The organism is Acetobacter fabarum, assembly GCF_022483405.1.
GTDB lineage: Bacteria > Pseudomonadota > Alphaproteobacteria > Acetobacterales > Acetobacteraceae > Acetobacter > Acetobacter fabarum.
In genome coordinates this window covers 2,580,180-2,597,834 of record NZ_JAKVNI010000001.1, presented here as the reverse complement: position 1 = coordinate 2,597,834, position 17,655 = coordinate 2,580,180, and the positions used below count along the sequence as shown (strand labels likewise).

Sequence of the window (17,655 nt, the reverse complement as noted above, 5' to 3'; positions counted from 1 at the left end):
GTAAGCAGGGGAGGTGGTGGCTTACGCCACCACAAGCGCGGCGCCGTTGGGCGCTGTTGCCGGGTTTTGCGTTAAAAAATGCCGTAAGGCCAGAGGATAAAGCCCGTGCTCCTGTTGCAGAACGCGTGCAGCCAGCAGGTCTGGCGTATCACCTGACAAAACGGGAACGGCAGCCTGACCCAGAATAGGCCCCTCATCCATTCCCTCGGTGACCAGATGCACCGTGCAGCCATGCAGGCGCACACCGGCAGCCAGGGCGCGCTCATGCGTGTGCAGGCCGGGGAAGGAGGGCAGAAGGCTGGGGTGAATGTTGAGCATCCGCCCGGCCCAGGCCGTGGTCAGGTAAGGGGTGAGCAGGCGCATATACCCTGCAAGGCAGACGGCCTGCGCACCAGAGTCTTCCAGCGCGGCATGAATGGCGCGTTCGTGTGCGGCGCGATCCTTGCCAAAGCTGCGGTGGTCTATGGCCAGTGTGGGCAGGCCCGCGGCGCGTGCCATGTCCAGCCCCGGGGCATCGGGGTTGTTGCTCAGGACAAGGCAGATACGGGCGGGAAAATCCGGGTCCTGCGCTGCGGTGATCAGGGCCGTGGCATTGCTGCCCCGGCCACTGAGCAGAATGGCAACAGGTGTTTTTGCCGTGCTCATGCTGCCCGGAAATCCGGGGTTGCCTGCATTTTAAGGTCAGGCTTGGCATCGGGGCTCTGTGCAGCAGCAATGGAGCCGATGCGGAAGGCTTCTTCCCCCGCTTCGGCCAGCATGGCCAGCACCTTGTCCGGCTCGGGGGTGATCAGGATCATGCCGATGCCGCAGTTGAATACGCGCAGCATTTCGGCACTGTCCACATTGCCGGTGCGGGCCAGCCATTTGAAGACCGCGGGCATGGGCCATGCCTGATCAATAACCGCATCCAGCCCGTCGGGCAGCACGCGCGGCAGGTTGCCCGGCAGGCCGCCACCGGTAATGTGGGCGGCCCCATGCAGCAGGCCTGCTTTATGCAGGGCCAGAACGGGGCGCACGTACAGGCGCGTGGGTTCCAGAAAAGCCTCGCCCAGCGTGCGGCCCGGTGCAAAGGCTGCGGGGTCGGTCCATGTCAGGTGGGCGTCGGCCACAATGCGGCGCACGAGCGAAAAGCCGTTGGAATGCACACCGGAGGAGGGCAGGGCGATCAGTGTATCACCTGCGGCGATGCCTGCGGGCAGCAGGGCGCTGCGTTCGGCTGCCCCAACGGAAAAACCGGCCAGATCGTAGTGGCCATCGGCGTACATGCCGGGCATTTCTGCTGTTTCACCACCGACAAGGGCGCAGCCGGAGTGTTCGCACCCTTTGGCAATGCCGCGCACAACCTTGGCAGCAGAGGCAACGGACAGGCGACCTGTGGCAAAGTAGTCGAGAAAAAACAGCGGCTCCGCGCCCTGAACAATAAGGTCGTTCACGCACATGGCCACAAGGTCGATCCCCACGGTTTCGTGCAGGTCGTTATCTATGGCTACGGTCAGCTTGGTGCCAACGCCATCGGTGCAGGAAACCAGAACAGGGTCGGTAAAGCCTGCGGCCTTCAGGTCGAATAGAGCGCCAAAGCCGCCAAGCCCACCCATGGTGCCGGGCCGGTCCGTGGCTTTGGCAGCAGGGCGAATGGCGTCAACAAGGGCTTCGCCTGCTTCAATGTCCACGCCGGAATCACGGTAGGTGAGGCCGGAGGAAGGGGTGCTAGGAGAAGACGTCATGGGTGCGCTCTTGGTTCGAATGAGAGTAAGGTCGATGCCGGGAACCAAGGTCACTCAGGATTCCCGCGAACAGTCTTTACGGCAGGAGAGGCGGCGCGCAAAGCGGCATGACGCGGTTTGATGAAACAAAAGCATCTTCCCGCCCCCCAAAAGAGGGCAGGAAGCGGCGCATAAACGAAGGTGACGGGGTGACGCAGATAGCCTTGCCATTTGTGTACCGCCCCCGATTCGGGCGGTCGGATTTTGTTGCGGCCCCTTCCAACGCGGCCGCGCGCGCCTGGGTGCTGGATGCGGAAGCCCCCTACCGCTGGCCCGAAGGCCGCATGGCTTTGTGGGGTGAAGGGGGGACGGGCAAGACGCACCTGCTCTCTATCTGGGCGGGGCGGTATGGTGCGCCTGTTATGGCGGGGGAGCGGCTGAACGAGCGCGATGTGGTGGCCCTGTTCAGCCAGGGCGGGTTCAAGGCCGTGGCACTGGATAACGCGGACCGCGTGCCCAGCGAGCATGATCTGCTGCACCTGATCAATCTGGTGCGTGAGCACCGCGTGTTCCTTCTTATGGCGGGGCGTCTGCCGCCTGCACGCTGGCCCGCCGTGCTGCCTGATCTGGCAAGCCGCCTGCGGGCGACCTCCTCCGTGCCGCTGGGGCAGGCGGAGGAGGACCTGCTGCACCGCCTGTTGTTGCGTTTGCTTGCAGAACGGCAGATTGTTGTTGCACCGCAGGTTACGGAGTGGCTGTTGCGCCGCCTGCCGCGCCGGGCCAGTGCTGTGCGTGACTGCGTTAGCGCGCTGGATCAGGCGGCCATGGCATCGGGCGGAAAAGTCACACGCGTTCTGGCGGCCAGTGTGCTGGAAGGACTTTTTGCGCGCGATGGTGAACCGTGAAAGGAATATTTCAGTTTTATGACATGATGGCGATTTGACGCCCCCGAACATTCCGGGGCCATCGTGTTTGGGATATGTTGACGGTGTATCCGGTTTGGTGCGGCCCTCGGATCGGTCGGATTGCCGGGGCAGATAATGCAGGAGAGGGAGCGCAGGCTAGTGGCGGCACAGGATGAAAAGAATACAACCCCCGTCAGTCGTACACGTGCGCCCGCCAAGCGGGCACCTTCACGCACACGGGCTGCAGCCAGCACCCGTGCCAAAAAGGTGGCTGAACCCAAAGTTACCCTGCAAACGCCCTCGCGCTTTATCAACCGCGAACTCTCCTGGCTCGATTTCAACCAGCGCGTGGTGGAGGAGGCGGACAACGCCCGGAACCCGCTGCTGGAACGGCTGCGTTTTTTGTCCATCAGCGCCAGTAATCTGGACGAATTCTATTCCGTGCGTGTGGCAGGGCTCGTTGGCCAGATCCGTGAAGGGTTGACCACTATCTCCCCCGATGGCCGCACGCCTGCCCAGCAACTGGATGCAGTGCGCGAGCGCTGTGCCCGCCTTTTGCGCGAACAGCAGCGGATATGGGTGGAGCTGCGCGGCCTGCTGGCCAAATCCCACGTCACACTATGCGAAACGCAGGACCTGAACGATGCGGACAGGGAGTGGCTGCAAACCTGCTTCATGGATCGCATTTTTCCTGTACTGACGCCACTTGCGGTCGATCCGGCCCATCCGCTCCCCTTTATTCCCAACATGGGGCTGGCTCTGGGGTTGCGCCTTTTGTACGAGGGCACGGGCCTGTTCGCCATGAACGCCCTTATCCTGCTCCCAGCACAGGTTGAGCGCTTTATTCGCCTGCCTGCCACGGGTGATGCTGTTGCGGGCGAGCCTGCCCGCGTGCGTTTTATTCGTCTGGAAGACCTGATCTCCCTGTTTATTGACCGGCTGTTTGCCGGGTTGGTTGTGGGCGAGAGCGGTGTGCTGCGTGTTGTGCGCGATACGGATGTGGAGTTCGAGGACGAGGCGGAAGACCTTGTTCGCTCCTACGAAAGCGCACTCAAGCGCCGCCGCCGTGGGGTGGTTATCCATCTGGACATGGAAAAGCGCGTCCCCGCCGAACTGGCCGAAGCCATTGCCTCCGACCTGGACCTGCCATCGGACGAAATTGCCGTCCATTCAGGCATGATCGGGGTGGCGGACCTCAAGCAGATGATCGTGGATGACCGGCCGGACCTGCTCTTCCCGCCCTACACGCCGCGCTTTCCTGAGCGGATACTCGATTTTAACGGGGACTGCTTTGCCGCCATCCGGGCCAAGGACCTGCTGGTTCATCACCCGTTTGAGAGTTTTGATGTGGTGGTGCAGTTCCTACGACAGGCTGCGCTGGACCCCAATGTTATTGCCATCAAGCAGACGCTGTACCGCACATCGCGCGATTCCCCCATCGTCAAGGCGCTGATCGAGGCAGCAGAGGCAGGCAAGTCGGTCACGGCTATGGTGGAGCTGCGTGCGCGCTTTGATGAGGAAGCCAATATCCGCCTCGCCCGTGCGCTGGAAGCCGCCGGTGTGCAGGTGGTGTTTGGCTTTGCTGACCTTAAAACCCATGCCAAGCTTAGCCTCGTGGTGCGCAGGGAGGGAGCGCAGGTGCGTTCCTACGCCCATTTTGGCACGGGGAACTACCACCCCATTACGGCACGTATTTATACCGATCTGTCGTTCTTTACGTGCAACCCGGCGCTTGCGCGGGATTCGGCGCGGCTGTTCAACTACGTGACCGGCTACGCCATGCCGGCACAGATGGAGGAAATCGCCTTTTCCCCCATTACTATCCGCAGCACGCTCAAGGACCTGATCGAGGAGGAAATCGCGCATGTCAAAGCGGGGCGTCCGGGTACGATCTGGCTGAAAATGAATGCGCTGGTCGATGCGGATCTGATTGACTGCCTGTACCGTGCATCCTGCGCCGGGGTTAAGATTGTGGGGGTCATTCGCGGCATATGCTGCCTGCGCCCCGGCGTTGCCGGACTTTCAGAAAATATCCGGATCAAATCCGTTGTTGGCCGTTTTCTGGAACATTCGCGCATTTTTGCCTTTGGCAACGGCCACCGTCTGCCATCGCGCCATGCCAAGGTTTACATTTCCTCCGCCGACTGGATGACCCGCAACATGGACTGGCGGGTGGAAAGCATGGTGCCCATTACCAACCCCACCGTGCACGCGCAGGTGCTGGACCAGATTATGGTATCCAATATCCGCGACACCCTGCAGTCGTGGATACTGGAGCAGAATGGAGTATGGCGCCGGCTTGGCGCTGGTTCCAAACCGTTCTCCGCCCATGAATGGTTCATGACCCATCCCTCCCTTTCCGGGCGGGGGTCCGCAGCCCATGAAAGCCTGAGCAGAGCCCCGGCCTCCCTCTCCCAGACCAAAGACCTGATGCTGGATGACTGAAAACGGGGTTTCTTTTTCCCATATGTCGCGTATGTCTGTGCACTTTCATACTGCCGGGCAGCATAATGGTCTGCCCGGGAACGGCTGGTAATGGAGACGGACATGCAGCGTCGTTCAGCGGTGGTTGATCTTGGGTCCAACTCGGTTCGTCTGGTTGTGTTCGAGGGGGTTTCGCGCAACCCGCTGCCCATTTTTAACGAAAAGGCCGTGCTGCGGCTTGGTCGTGGGCTTACCACCACAGGTCGCCTGAATGATGAGGGCGTGGGCATGGCCATGGAGGTGCTCAGCCGTTTTCATGCCATTGCGCGTGCCATGCAGGCTGACCCGTTTGAGGTGCTGGCCACGGCTGCCGTGCGTGACGCCACAAATGGCCCCGCCTTTGTGGAAATGCTGCGCCAGAGCATGCCCGGCGTGCCGGTGCGTATTCTGTCTGGTAAGGAGGAGGCTGACCATTCCGCTATTGGCGTAATGTGCGGCATTCCCGGAGCAGACGGGCTGGTAGCCGACGTTGGGGGCGGGTCGCTCGAACTTATTCACCTGACCGAAACCGGGCGGCATGATGCCACAACCCTGCCCCTGGGCATGATCCGTCTGGCGGATCGGTGCGAGGGGGATCTGGACGTTGCCAAACAACTGACTGATCAGGACATTGATGGTGTTGAATGGCTGTCCAGAGTTCGGGGGCAGCCGCTTTATCTGGTCGGGGGGGCGTTCCGTGCGCTCGCGCGGCTACAGATTGCACGCACCCAGTACCCGCTGAACATTGTGCACTACTACACGCTGGACGTGCAGGAAGCGCGTGAGATGACCGGCTGGCTCCAGAACAGCTCCCGCCGCAGCCTTGAGCGCCTGCCCGGTGCGCCGCGCAAACGGCTGGATGATATTCCCTTTGCCGCTGTGGTCCTGCGCAGGCTGATGAAAAAAATCCAGCCCAGCAAGATCGTGTTCTGCGTGGATGGCCTGCGCGAGGGCTGGTACATGATGAATGTGGCCCCCCGCTATCTGCCCCAGGATCCGATGGAAAGCGTTGCGCGCGACATGTGTGCGCGCTTTGGCCGCAGCAATACCCTGCCCGAAATCCTGTGGACATGGACAGGCTGCATCAAACAGAACGAAACGGCAGAAGAGCAGCACCTGCGCCGCATAGCCTGCTGGCTGTCCGATATTGGCAGCCACGACCACCCGGAATACCGGGCCGAGCAGACCTACCTGCGGATTTTGCGTGTGCAGGGGGCAGGGTTTGACCACCGCGCGCGTGTCTGGCTGTCTTTGGCGCTGGCCGTGCGCTATTCGGTGGATATGAGCGCGCCCGCTCTTATGCCGTCCTTTACCCTGCTGAGTGATGAGGAGCGGCGCGATGCCGTGGCCTGTGGTCTGGCGTTGCGTCTGGCCTATTCGCTGTCCGGCGGGGCAGGGAGCCTGCTGGAAGGCACATCTTTGGCATGGGATGGGGCGGAACTGGTGCTGACCCTGACCTCCACCCGTGTTGCCGTAAAGGGCGAAAGCGTGCGGCGTGGGCTGGACCGGCTTGGTCAGGCGCTGGGCGTGCAAACCCGGTTTGAGGTGGAACTGACGGTCTGAGCTGCCACCCCCTTAAAGGGGTGGACAACTCTGCTGCCGACAGGCACGTTACCAAATAGACATCTCTGTTGTATGGAGAGCCCACCTTTGCCATTGTGCGGTCGGCCTTGCCGGGCGCTATGGTGGTAGGGGCATGAATGTTCATGACCAACAGGCAGTGGAATTTGGTGCGTGTCTTCTGAAGAGATCATAGACCCGACAGTTCAGCATAATGCATCCGTTCGGCGGGTGCTGCTGCACATGGTCCTCCCCTTTGTGCTGATCATCATGACCGTTGGGGCCATTGCGTGGGTGGGCATCAGTTCATACCGCACCACGAGCGAGGGTGTCTCTGTTCTCACGCGTGAGCTTATGGAGGCAACCCAGCACTATATCGGGCAGGAAGTGGGGGACTATATTGCGCCTTCCGCCGCCGGAAACCTGATTGCCGCAGGCATGATCGAACATGCCCCGCCTTTGGTGTCGGACAAGGTCTTTTATTCTTACGGCAGCGTCATGCTGCAAAAAATTCCGCAGTTGCAGTCTTTTTATCTGGCCGATGATCAGGGTAATTTTACGCTGATCACCCGCTCCCCCGACAAGGACGTGCTGGACCATGTCCGCCTTGTGACGCAGCCGGGTGGCGCAAAAGTTCTGCATCATGTTCTTTTCAATACCGCGGGGCAGCAGGTCCGGCAGTATGATGCCCCCGCCGGTGATTACGACCCGCGCGTGCGCCCGTGGTACAAAAACACGGCTGGCAAAGACACCATCCAGTGGACTCAGCCTTACCTGTTCCCGACCGATAAACAGTTTGTCATGACCAGTTCGCTCCGCTTCCGGCGTGATGACGGGCATGAAATGGTGTTTGCCACCAATATCTCGCTCAATGAGCTGAGCGCGTTTTTGGATAAAATCAAAATCGGCAAGTCCGGTAGCGCCATGATTGTGGATGGTGAAGGACGGGTGATTGCAGGGCGTAACCTTACCCAGCACGCGGAAGCCGCAGGCTGGGACCCGGACAAAATGGTGCTGGACCCCAAAATCTACCCGGTTTTTGCCTTGGGGTACGATCATTACCGGGTGCGTGGCTTTGGCCCCAAGCATGTGGAGTGGGATAGCAAGACCTATATTACCATGGCCTCCGCTCTGCCGCGTTACTCGCAGGGCTGGATTTTGCTGATTGCCGCCCCTGAAAACGATTTTGGCAGCTTTGCGCACCAGAGCAGCCGCCAGAGCCTCCAGTTTGCGGGGATTGTTACGGTGTTTTCGCTCCTTCTGGGGGCACTTTACATCCGCCAGTTGCGCCGGACGGAAGCAGGCAACCGCAGGCTTGCGGTCCAGCAGTCCCAGGTCGCGCAGGAAAGTGGTGCCTTGCAGCAGGTGGCTGTAGCGCCGCACCTGTTTGACCCTGCGGCCGATGCGCTGGTGCTTACGGAACAGCTCGCGCAGGTTACGGGTGCACGCCGTGCCAGCCTGTGGCGCTTCCTGCACGATGGTGCCGCCATGGTGTGTGATGATACCTATGACCGGACCCAGAACACCCATTCCGGCGGGTTTGAAATGGGGCGGGAGGAACTGGGCAAGTTCTTTGATGCGATAGAGGAAGGGTCTTCCTTCTCTGTTAGCAACGCTGCAACGGATGAACGTACGACACGGTTTGAGCGGCTGGTCATGCGTGAGGTCAGTACGCGCGCACTTGCTGTGTACCCTGTGCATGGCCCCCATGGCACGCTGGGTATGCTTGCGCTGGAAGACCCGGTCATGCTGCCGCATCTGCTCTATTTTGTGGAGCTCATGGCCAGCATTGCGGGTACACGCTTTGCCGCGCAGGATGCGCTGGAAGCCCAGCAGAAACCCGTGGCAGACAGCAAAACCTCTGCTCCCGTGGCGGTCACTGGCACGCCTATGTCCGATAATCTGCTGATGCGGGCGGATGAAATGGCGGACGTAACAGGTGCGAGTATTTACCCCTCTGTTGCCGTGCTCGTTGTCAGCTTTTCCGATCCCGTAGTGGAAGGGAACAAGGAAACCGCAGCCCTGATCGCCCTGATCAACCAGTTGGCCACACAGGTCCAGAGCGTTGCACAGGAAGAGCACCTGTTTGCGGTGGAAGTGGCCGGGCACCGCATGATCTGTATGGCAGGCTGCACAACAGAGCCCGACCCCACAGCACTGGTGCGTCTGGCCAATGCCGCCCTTAAAATGCGTGAAACATTTATGGGCGCGCTGGCTGCGGCCGATCTGGAACCCGTGTTTACCATGGGTATGGATTTTGGCCCTGCGTTTGGTGGCGCCGTGGGGCAGTTGCCAACGGTGTTCAACCTGTGGGGGCAGACAGTCTCCCTTGCCGAGCTGATGGCCGAAAGTGCGATAGACCCCGGTACCATTCAGGTTACGGAGCGCGTTTATACCAACTTGCGTGACCGCTACCTGTTCCGCAGCCGAGGCTCCTTCTTTGTGCCGCATCTGGGCCTTGGTCGTGCCTATACGCTGGCAGCCCGCCGATGAGTGAGACCGACCAGCAGGCTCCCCAGCCGCTCCCGCCACCTACCGATACAACGCGCGACCCCGTGCTTGCCGGGCAGACAGGGCAGGGCAGGCTGTTTGCCCCTGTTCAGTGGGGGCTTGGCAAGCTGGCATGGATCGGGCGGCTTACGCGCAGACAGGCGCGTTTTCTGCTCATTATGCTGGGTGCATCCTGGGGAGTGATCTTCGAGAGCTTTCGCGCGCATTCATGGCGGCGGACAGTCCGCTACGAATTTATCAGCACCATGAACAACATTATCCGTGGTGGGCTTGTTGCCACCATGTTTGCCGGGGTGCTGACCGGGCTTGCCGCTGTGTCGCAGGTTATTTACTGGCTGGGGTTGACCGGGCTTGCCACCATGACCGGCTCAATCCTGATCAATATTGTCGTGCGCGAAATAGCGCCCATTCTGGTGGGTGTGCTCCTGCTGGGGCGTAACGGTATGCTCTCCACCACGGAACTGGGGCTATTGAGCATCGGGGGGGAAATTCGCTCCATGCAGGCTGTGGGCATAGACCCCTTTTTGCTGCTGGTGCTGCCGCGTACACTGGCTTTTACCGTGGCCGGGTTTACGCTGGGTATCCTGTTCTCGTTCGCATCCCTTGTGACGGGGTATGTGATGAGCCGCATGTCCGGGGTGATCAACAACCCCGTCTGGGCTTTTCTGGATGATGTGGCAACAGCCATGTCCGGTACGGATTACGTTATTATCCCGCTCAAGTTCATTACTGTCGGGTTTGTGGTGGGGCTGGGCGGCTGCCTGACAGGGCTGACCGCCACAAACGAGGATTCACTGCGCACCCTGCTGCCCCGCGGCTTTTCCCGCGGGATGCTGATTGTGATGGTGGTGAGCGTTCTGTTCAGTCTGGATCTGTAAGATGGATGTGTACGCTTCCGGCCCCCTGCTTGAACTGAACAAGGCCGTTCCATCGTTTGATGAGAGCGGGCTGCCGCCGGTTCCGTTCAGCATGAAGCTGATGCCCGGAGACTGCATGGTGGTGGAAGCGCGCGACATAGGGCACGCCACCATGTTTGCGGACCTGTGCTGTGGGCTGGTGCCGCTGGATGATGGGTTTGTGCGATTTATGGGGCTGGACTGGGCCGATCTGGGCGACCGGGAACTCAACGCCCTGCGCGGGCGTATCGGGCGTGTGACGCACCGGGCAAGCTGGCCCGAATTTGTGCCGGTGCATCTGGCAATCGTGTTGCAGCAGTTGCACCACACAACCCGCCCGATTGATGATCTGGTGCATGATGCCGCCCGGCTGGCGGAAAGTTTTGGCCTGCCCGGCCTGCCAACACAGAACCCCAGTTTTTTACCCGAGGATGACCTTTTGCGCGCAAGCTGTGTGCGGGCGTTTTTGGGAAGGCCCCATTTGTTACTGCTGGAAGACCCGCTTGAGAGCGGTCCGGCAGAATTGAGCAATTCTTTTCTGGCTGCAATAACCGAGGCGCGCGACAGGGGTGCCGGGGTTATCTGGCTGGTAAGGAATAACGCAGTCTGGCAGGAATATCGGCAGGGTATTACGGCAACCTGGCGGCTTGCAGATGATGGTCTTGTAGCAGTACGGATGGGATAATGTTCCAACTCCGCTTACGACAGAAAGTAAAACCCCTCATTTCCCTGCGTTATGCAGATGAATGGGTCGGGTTTCTTGTGCTTCTGAGCATACTCATTTTTGGGGGCGCGGTTATCGAGGCAGGTGTGCTGCGTGACTGGCTGACCCCACCCGCACGGCTGCGCGTTGTGCTGCCCGCTTCTGGCGTGGGCGGTTTGACCGTAGGCGGGGACGTACAGCTTATGGGGGCGCATGCGGGAACCATCCGCAGCATCAAGCTCAATCCGTCTGGTAACATGTATGCCATGGTTGACCTTGACCCACAGGCCAAGCCCTTTGTCCGGCGGGACAGCACAGCCCTTATCCGTAAGCAGCTTATTGTAACGGGGGCTTCCTATCTGGACCTCAGCCGCGGGCATGGGGACCCGATGGACTGGAGCTATGCCGTTATTTCGGCCACCCCGGCCCCCAACCCCGCAGACCAGATTACCGCGACCCTGAACAGTATTCAGGCTGAAATCATGCCCGCGCTGGCCAGTGCCAGACATATGATGGCCCAGTTGGACGGCACCATTACCGACATGCACGCGGGCAAGGGCACAATCGGGCAGTTGATGACCAATGACCAGCTTATCCGCCAGTCTGAAGCCACTATTGCCTCTTTGGATGCTGTGATCGAACGACTCAAGCCGATTGAAAAACAGGTTTCGGGGATCATGAGCAAAACAGATGCCACCATGGGCAACCTCAAATCCGCCACCAAGGATGTAAAGGACGCAACGCCGCACCTGCCAGCCATTGCCAGTAATGTGGAGGCCAGTACGGCAGACCTGCCTGCCATGCTGGCACAGGCCCAGACCACACTCTACGGCTTGCAGCAGTTGACCGACCAGTTGCGCGGGATGTGGTTGCTGGGCGGGCATAAGGTGACGCACCATAAACGTCTGGCGCCCCAGCAGGTGCGGCCATGAGACGCCTTGCACACATGCTGGTGCTGACAGCCCCGCTGCTGGTGGCCGGGTGCGGGGCCAGCCAGAGCAAACCTACCGCGCAGGATGATGCTGCGTGGGATCAGGCCATGATGGCCGGCCGGGATTCTTTTGAGCTGGGGCGTTACACGGTGGCCGTATCCCAGTACCGTAAGGCCGCCAACCTTGCCATTGTGCGTGATGATGGAACAGCCGTGGCTGAGGCCGGGTACGACCTCGCGGTATCACAACTGGCCGCCAACACGCCGGATGACGCGTTGAAGACAACACAGGCTACACGTCAGGCAGTGCAGTTACGCGGCGCGCAGGATATGTCCTCGCTCGATCTGGTTGAGGCGGCAAGCCATTACCGGCTTGGCCATTACGCGCAGGCTATTCCTCTGGCGCAGCAGGCCATGCGCTCCGCCGATACGGGTGTTGCCGCACGGGCAGCCCTTGTGCTGGGCCTAGCAGCCGATGCACAGGGCGACCAAAGCGCTCTTCAGGCCGCAGGGGCTTATTTGAGCGGGCTTAAGCAGCCGCTCTCCGTCGCACAGCAGGCCGACCGGGCCGAGATTCAGGCCCGCGTGCTCCGTCACACCAACCCCGCATTGGCCGAACAGCAGGCGGAGGAAGCAGCAAACCTGCGTCAGGGTGAGGCTGCATACCACGACATGGCGCGGGCACTTGCCCTTGCCGCGCGGATTGCTGCCAGTCAGGGGGATCAAGCCAAAGCGCATGCCTTGTGGGCACGGGCCGCGCAGAGTGCAGCCGCACAATCTGGCAGCCTGAACCGGATGGATGCGCAAACGCTGGTCCATGGTAGCCTGACCAAAGGCAATGCCACGCCACCAGCGGATGATGCTCGGGCATGGGCACGCAGCGCGGGTGATATTGTGCTCAGACCTTTTGCGGAAACCGAGAGCGCACCCTAACCAGCTATTTTTGGTGCATGGCGTTACTGGTCTGCCAGAAAGCCATGCAACTTATGCTGCCATTGGCATAAGCCGCATTGCCCGCAAGGCATGAGTGGGTGGGTGCTCCTACGCCCTATTCCTTACGGTATCGCGCGCTTGGTGCTGTATCCCTTGCAGCAGGGAATACAGGCGCTGTGTAAGGCAAGGTATCAAGTTATGGTGTGTTATACACAGAACTTGAGAGGTGTTTTTGTTCCATTTGCTTGAAAAAGCATGACACCTAAAAAATAATCGCAAGTTAAGCAGGTCTTCCATGCATAATCCATGGAGCACAGACCCTGCCTTGCTGTGTAACACCGCAAACAAGCGCAAGCCCGTCTGCCCGGCTGTGCGCGCGGAGCGGTGATGATGAAAAGACTTTTCCACCATTATAGAAAACGCAGCCGTCAAGTGGAGGCAGAGCGCCACACCAAGCTGGAAAATGTTGCCCCCAGACCCAGCGGTAAGGAAGGGGGGCGTTTTCATTTAAGTACCAAGGAGGCGGTCAGGCGCTTTCGCGCCCATGCGCTGGTTGAGGAAAAAAGCCACCGCGATGTTGTGCGCGTAGGGTTGAAGGACAGCGTATGGAGTGACCTTTACCACCATGCACTTACGGCAAGCTGGCCCGCTTTTGCTGCCATTGCCGTTGTATCCTACGTCGTGCTCAACCTTGTTTTTGCGTTGCTGTACATGGTGGCCCCGAACCAGATTACCGGGCTCTCGCACGGTACGTTGTTGTCCCTGTTCTTTTTTAGTGTGCAAACACTCTCGACCGTGGGGTACGGGACCATGAGCCCGATCGGGGCTTATGCCAATGCCATTGTCTCGATCGAGGTGTTTGTCGGCATGATGCTGACAGCCCTTGCAACGGGCGTGGTTTTTGCCCGTTTTGCCCGCCCCCGTGCCAGACTGATGTTCAGCAACATAGCCGTCATTAGTAACGAAGGGGGAATACCCGCCCTGTGCATCCGCATTGCCAATTTGCGGATGAGCGTGATTTTATCGGTTGATATTGAAGTGGCTTTGTCCCGTCTGGTCATGAGCGATAATGGCCATCTGGTCCGCAAGTTTGACCAGCTTCTGCTTATGCAATCCCATGTGCCGGTGCTGCGCTTTGCCTTTGTCATGACGCACGTCATTACGCCAGATAGCCCCTTGCATGGCAAAACGGTTGCTGAACTCGAAGGCGAGGAAGCCGAGATTATTGTCACAGTGACCGGCACGGACGAGGCTCTGGGCCAGACCGTGTTTGCAAGAACCGCATACAGGTTTGACCGGGTGCAGCATAACCATCGCTTTGTGGATATTGTGCTCTCCCGCCCCGATGGGCGCATTACGGTGGATTACACCCGCTTCCATGATGTTGAAGCCCATTAAGCAGGTTATTGTGCCGTATCTGCCATTTGGTACCGCATTACTCTGAACCGGGTGTTTTGTGCAAAGGGGCATGCAAGTGCCCCTTCACTCTGGGCCTGATCATGGGGTTGGAGGTGTTTGGCGTGCCAAAGCTGCGCATCCGCCCCGCCATACTCATACCCCTACACGGAATACGGTGCTTTTTATGGGGAAGCAGTCCTGCGTGGGGTGCTGCCTGAGATCACCCCAGTTTTAAGCTTCAAACTGCACGGTAAGGGCGCGTTGCATCCAGGAACACGGCATTGGCATCCAACTCGTGGGAAACCACAATCAGGTAGGCAATCGCGCGGGTGAGTTCAATACGGGTGGAAATGTTGGGTTCGGCGGCTTCCATCCGGCGTAATGCGGTGGTCGCTACACGGGCGGCATGGGCTGTGTGGCCATATTTGCCTGTAAAATGGCTCATCCGCTTCATAACAATTTCTATGGCCCGGCGCGCTGCGGGGGGGATCTGGTTGCGGTGCAGCAGCGCACGCAGGCGGATAATGTTCAACCCTATGGTCATGGCAGCCAGTGTGCCCTGCAGACAGCCTTCAATGGTGGGGGAAGGTGTGGGGCCAGCATGGCGGATCAGGCGGGCAAAGCGGTCAATATTGCGGCCAATCCAGTCCCGCGTCATGGGGGTGGGCTCGGCCGAAGCCAGTGTGCGCAGGTCCCGCAGCAGGGTCCGGCGCATGCGCCAGCGTTCGGCTGCGCTGTTAAAGGGCAGCACGGCGCGGAAAATAAGAACCGCAAAAAATACCCCTAGCAGAATGGCCCATGTGGAATTGAACCATGTGACCTCATCCACCCGGCCCTGATTGAGCGGGTGCACAAAGTTGGGGAGCAAAAGGGTATAGGCGGCAGAGTGCAGGGCCGTGCTGGCGTTGCGTGCGGCCAGCCCGCCGGCAAACATGGGCACGGCCAGCGTCGCGACCAGCATTTCGTAATTGGATTGTGTGGGCAGGACAAAAAAGACCAGAAAAAACGCAACAAGAGCAGCCCATATGCCACCGATCATAAACTGGGTGGTGGCAACGACCGGGTTTTCCCGCGTGGCAAACAGCCCGCACACAATGGCAACAAATGTAATAAAGCCAAGGCCCGTGGGCCATGCCGTGCATTCCCACACCAGCCCGGCGGCACTCAGGGCCACGGCAGCGCGCACGCCGTTATAGGCAGCTTCGCGCTTGTCCACATGGGATTGAAGGCGGAAGTGGAAGTGGTCACCACGAATAAAGTGCTGGCTGGCATCGTATTCCCGAATGGCCTGTTCCAGTTCACCCAGCAGTTCGTCCATGGCGTTGTGCAGAATCCGCCCGTCCAGCAGGGCGGAAATCTGGTCGTGTTCGTCTTCCAGCGTAAAGGCGGACCCGATTTCGTGCGTCAGGGCATCCACAATCTGCTGGTGGCATTCGGCACGGAGCAGTTGCAGGTCGCGCAGAATGCCACGCACCCCGGTTTCCGTGTTCAGGCGGTTAGGCAGGCTGCTCAGAAAAGTGCTGACGTTGGAGGCCGTCTCGCGGAATATGGGCTGGTCGGTCTGGACGTATTGCAGGCGCACGGTCATGCCCAACCCGCGTGAGAGCAGGACCGAAACCGCAGCAAGAGCTGCGCGGGCGTGGTCCCCTTCATGCCCATGGGGGCCCATCTCGGCTTCAGAAAATTCAATCTGGTCGTTAATGGACAGGATGGGGCCAAACATGGCGCGTGAGCGGATAAGCGCTTCATCATCCCCGGCCAGCAGGCTGGCTACGGCCTCGGATACGTTGCTCAGGGCCGTGCGGAGCTTGTCGCGGATGTTGCGGCGGGCGGTCTCGGCCAGATTATGGGCAAAAAGGCCTGCAACCGTGCTTTCACACACAATGCCCAGCACAATATAGGTCGCGCGGGACATGGCGGTCATGAACACGTTTTCGGGGTGGGGGATGGCCCCTATGGCAATAATGGCCGTTGTGTAGCCCGCGAGCACCAGCGCGTAGGAGCGGAAGTTGCGCACAAGGGTTGCCAGCCCGCAGCATAGCCCCAGCCAGATGGACAATGCGGGAAAAAACAGCCACGCGGTCTGGTTGAAGGCCGAAATAAGGGTGATGGACATGACCACCCCAATGCCTGTGCCCACCAGACGCCAGCGTGCCTTGGAAAGGCTCTCCCCGCGTGAACCCTGTGCCACGATCCATACGGTCATGGCCGCCCATTGCGGGTCGTCCAGTTCCATCCACAGGGCAATGACCAGCGCTATCAGGGCGGCCGCGGTTGTGCGCAGGGCAAACCCTATTGCGGATGGTGTGGGCGCAAGCAGCCAGCTTAGGGGCAGTTTGCTCTGCACACCCGGCGGCCCTAACGGGCGGAAGGCCCGCAGGCGACCGATCCTGTCAAGCAGGGGAAAAGAAAGACTGGGCACAATGGCTACTTTGTTGCAACAGAGGAAGCTGGGGAATCTGGTTGTAACCGTAGCTGGTTTTCCCGTTTTTTCCTTGTGGGTTCAGACGCATATCAGCTATCGCTTCTCAAACGGGGAAAGTCGGTCTGGAACCGGGTTTCTCTTATAAGTATTGCATGGATCTGTTATTCGTTCCATGACCAAATAGTGCCTTGCCTGCCGACAGGCCGCCCTGGTGGCGTATATGGGAAAGATGGTGGATATGTCTGATTTTTTTCAGAGCATTGTAGGTAAGGTCGAGAGCGTTCTGGGCGGAGATGTCCAGACACTTGTCAAGCAGCAGCTCCAGTCCCTGGCACAGCCGCAGACAATCCAGACCCTGCTGGACCGCGCCGATCAGGCCGGACTGGGCGACAAGGTGCGCTCATGGATCAGCCAGAGCGGCAATGTGCCCGCCACGCCGGATGAAATCCGCTCCATTCTGGGGAGTGATGCGGTGCATGCGCTGGTGGAAAAAACCGGCCTGCCAGCCGATGCCGTGGTCACTGCATTGGTGCATTTTCTGCCCGACGCCGTGGACAAGCATACGCCCGATGGCGTGCTGCCCACCCCTGACACAACAAAAAGCGCCTGAGTTACAAGCTGGGCGGTGAGTGTGTGATGCACGGCATTTTCGTGCATCACGGCACATAATCCGTTATGATGCAGCCATGACACTGGGTGAACGTATAATACGGATGGATAGCTGGCTGCTGGACCGGGTCTGCCAGCCCATGGCAGACAGGCTGCCAGAACGCTTTTCGGCCTTTGATGCCGGCATGAGCTGCCAGTTTGGCTCTTTGCTGCTGTCTGCCGTTTCCATTATTGCTGTGTTTGTGCTGACCGGCATGCACGATTTTGGCAACATGATCTTCAATGTGCTGGTCTGGTGCCTGTGCGTCAGCTTTTTTTTCGGGCTTGGCCGTGTGCGCGTGCTGGTCAAACCGGGAAAACCCAACCCTCTGCGGCATATGCTTGTCAGCATACGGATTGTTTCTATCCCGTTCGCCCTGTACGTTGTGTATCAGGCACTGACTTCCCCGCCCACATTCGGGACGGCGGTCTGGTTCAATGCCTTTTCAAACATCGTGTTTGTCGTGGGGTTGTATCTTATTTCGTGCCAGCCACGCCCGCCGCAGGTGCGCACAACGGAAGATGTCTGGGGCCGGGGCTTTGCACCACGGCCCGGCGGTGGGTTCTAGGTTCTAGCCA

At 59.7% G+C, this 17,655-nt stretch carries 14 protein-coding genes; 11 read left to right on the top strand and 3 right to left on the bottom strand.

Translation table 11 applies throughout. The features are described from left to right. Positions 1 to 21: 21 nt before the first annotated feature. Entirely contained in the window at positions 22 to 645 is a 624-nt protein-coding gene (purN, locus tag LKE65_RS12105) for a phosphoribosylglycinamide formyltransferase (protein WP_278741492.1), read from the bottom strand. Continuing rightward, positions 642 to 1,724 carry a phosphoribosylformylglycinamidine cyclo-ligase gene (purM, locus tag LKE65_RS12100; protein WP_086645340.1) on the bottom strand — a complete coding sequence of 361 codons (1,083 nt, stop codon included), beginning with the start codon at positions 1,722 to 1,724 and terminating at the stop codon, positions 642 to 644. Before purM ends, purN begins: the two co-directional genes overlap by 4 nt. Before the next feature lie 107 nt (positions 1,725 to 1,831). Between purM and LKE65_RS12095 the strand changes: the two genes are divergently transcribed. The 9 genes from LKE65_RS12095 to LKE65_RS12055 all read left to right on the top strand — a co-directional run bounded on the left by LKE65_RS12095 (position 1,832) and on the right by LKE65_RS12055 (position 14,003). Beyond that, positions 1,832 to 2,608, top strand: a complete 777-nt coding sequence (locus tag LKE65_RS12095; protein WP_278741491.1) for a chromosomal replication initiator DnaA — start codon at positions 1,832 to 1,834, stop codon at positions 2,606 to 2,608. A 159-nt stretch (positions 2,609 to 2,767) separates the two neighbouring features. Further along, positions 2,768 to 5,053 (top strand): RNA degradosome polyphosphate kinase, encoded by a 2,286-nt coding sequence (locus tag LKE65_RS12090; protein ID WP_278741869.1) that lies wholly within the window; start codon positions 2,768 to 2,770, stop codon positions 5,051 to 5,053. A 90-nt stretch (positions 5,054 to 5,143) separates the two neighbouring features. Then, positions 5,144 to 6,634, top strand: a complete 1,491-nt coding sequence (locus LKE65_RS12085) for a Ppx/GppA family phosphatase (protein WP_278741490.1) — start codon at positions 5,144 to 5,146, stop codon at positions 6,632 to 6,634. 171 nt (positions 6,635 to 6,805) lie between these two features. Further along, positions 6,806 to 9,124, top strand: a complete 2,319-nt coding sequence (locus LKE65_RS12080) for an adenylate/guanylate cyclase domain-containing protein (RefSeq protein WP_253527264.1) — start codon at positions 6,806 to 6,808, stop codon at positions 9,122 to 9,124. Continuing rightward, positions 9,121 to 10,020, top strand: coding sequence for an MlaE family ABC transporter permease (locus tag LKE65_RS12075; RefSeq protein WP_095348993.1), 900 nt, complete (start codon positions 9,121 to 9,123; stop codon positions 10,018 to 10,020). The genes LKE65_RS12080 and LKE65_RS12075 overlap by 4 nt, the downstream gene beginning before the upstream one ends. Before the next feature lies 1 nt (position 10,021). Further along, positions 10,022 to 10,723: an ABC transporter ATP-binding protein gene (locus tag LKE65_RS12070; RefSeq protein ID WP_086645346.1), complete on the top strand. Its 702-nt coding sequence runs from the start codon at positions 10,022 to 10,024 to the stop codon at positions 10,721 to 10,723. After that, entirely contained in the window at positions 10,723 to 11,673 is a 951-nt protein-coding gene (locus LKE65_RS12065; protein WP_165925055.1) for an MlaD family protein, read from the top strand. The genes LKE65_RS12070 and LKE65_RS12065 overlap by 1 nt, the downstream gene beginning before the upstream one ends. After that, a complete protein-coding gene (locus LKE65_RS12060) occupies positions 11,670 to 12,605 on the top strand; it encodes a hypothetical protein (RefSeq protein WP_278741488.1) in 936 nt (311 codons plus the stop codon). Before LKE65_RS12065 ends, LKE65_RS12060 begins: the two co-directional genes overlap by 4 nt. 387 nt (positions 12,606 to 12,992) lie before the next feature. Beyond that, entirely contained in the window at positions 12,993 to 14,003 is a 1,011-nt protein-coding gene (locus LKE65_RS12055; protein ID WP_278741487.1) for an ion channel, read from the top strand. A gap of 238 nt (positions 14,004 to 14,241) precedes the next feature. Here LKE65_RS12055 and LKE65_RS12050 read toward each other — a convergent pair whose 3' ends face one another. Continuing rightward, entirely contained in the window at positions 14,242 to 16,425 is a 2,184-nt protein-coding gene (locus LKE65_RS12050; protein WP_086645350.1) for an FUSC family protein, read from the bottom strand. Positions 16,426 to 16,666: 241 nt separating this feature from the next. On the opposite strand from LKE65_RS12050, the gene LKE65_RS12045 reads away from it, so the two are divergent. After that, on the top strand, positions 16,667 to 17,038 hold the full coding sequence (locus LKE65_RS12045; RefSeq protein ID WP_086645397.1) for a YidB family protein: 372 nt from the start codon (positions 16,667 to 16,669) through the stop codon (positions 17,036 to 17,038). Positions 17,039 to 17,114: 76 nt separating this feature from the next. After that, positions 17,115 to 17,645, top strand: a complete 531-nt coding sequence (locus tag LKE65_RS12040) for a hypothetical protein (protein ID WP_086645351.1) — start codon at positions 17,115 to 17,117, stop codon at positions 17,643 to 17,645. Positions 17,646 to 17,655: the final 10 nt, after the last annotated feature.

What these genes read in the sequence shown, in the direction of transcription:
- purN (WP_278741492.1), bottom strand. Translation starts at nt 645, where the DNA reads ATGAGCACGGCAAAAACACCTGTTGCCATTCTGCTCAGTGGCCGGGGC.
- purM (WP_086645340.1), bottom strand. Translation starts at nt 1,724, where the DNA reads ATGACGTCTTCTCCTAGCACCCCTTCCTCCGGCCTCACCTACCGTGAT.
- LKE65_RS12095 (WP_278741491.1), top strand. Translation starts at nt 1,832, where the DNA reads ATGACGCGGTTTGATGAAACAAAAGCATCTTCCCGCCCCCCAAAAGAG.
- LKE65_RS12085 (WP_278741490.1), top strand. Translation starts at nt 5,144, where the DNA reads ATGGAGACGGACATGCAGCGTCGTTCAGCGGTGGTTGATCTTGGGTCC.
- LKE65_RS12075 (WP_095348993.1), top strand. Translation starts at nt 9,121, where the DNA reads ATGAGTGAGACCGACCAGCAGGCTCCCCAGCCGCTCCCGCCACCTACC.
- LKE65_RS12070 (WP_086645346.1), top strand. Translation starts at nt 10,022, where the DNA reads ATGGATGTGTACGCTTCCGGCCCCCTGCTTGAACTGAACAAGGCCGTT.
- LKE65_RS12065 (WP_165925055.1), top strand. Translation starts at nt 10,723, where the DNA reads ATGTTCCAACTCCGCTTACGACAGAAAGTAAAACCCCTCATTTCCCTG.
- LKE65_RS12060 (WP_278741488.1), top strand. Translation starts at nt 11,670, where the DNA reads ATGAGACGCCTTGCACACATGCTGGTGCTGACAGCCCCGCTGCTGGTG.
- LKE65_RS12055 (WP_278741487.1), top strand. Translation starts at nt 12,993, where the DNA reads ATGATGAAAAGACTTTTCCACCATTATAGAAAACGCAGCCGTCAAGTG.
- LKE65_RS12045 (WP_086645397.1), top strand. Translation starts at nt 16,667, where the DNA reads ATGTCTGATTTTTTTCAGAGCATTGTAGGTAAGGTCGAGAGCGTTCTG.
- LKE65_RS12040 (WP_086645351.1), top strand. Translation starts at nt 17,115, where the DNA reads ATGACACTGGGTGAACGTATAATACGGATGGATAGCTGGCTGCTGGAC.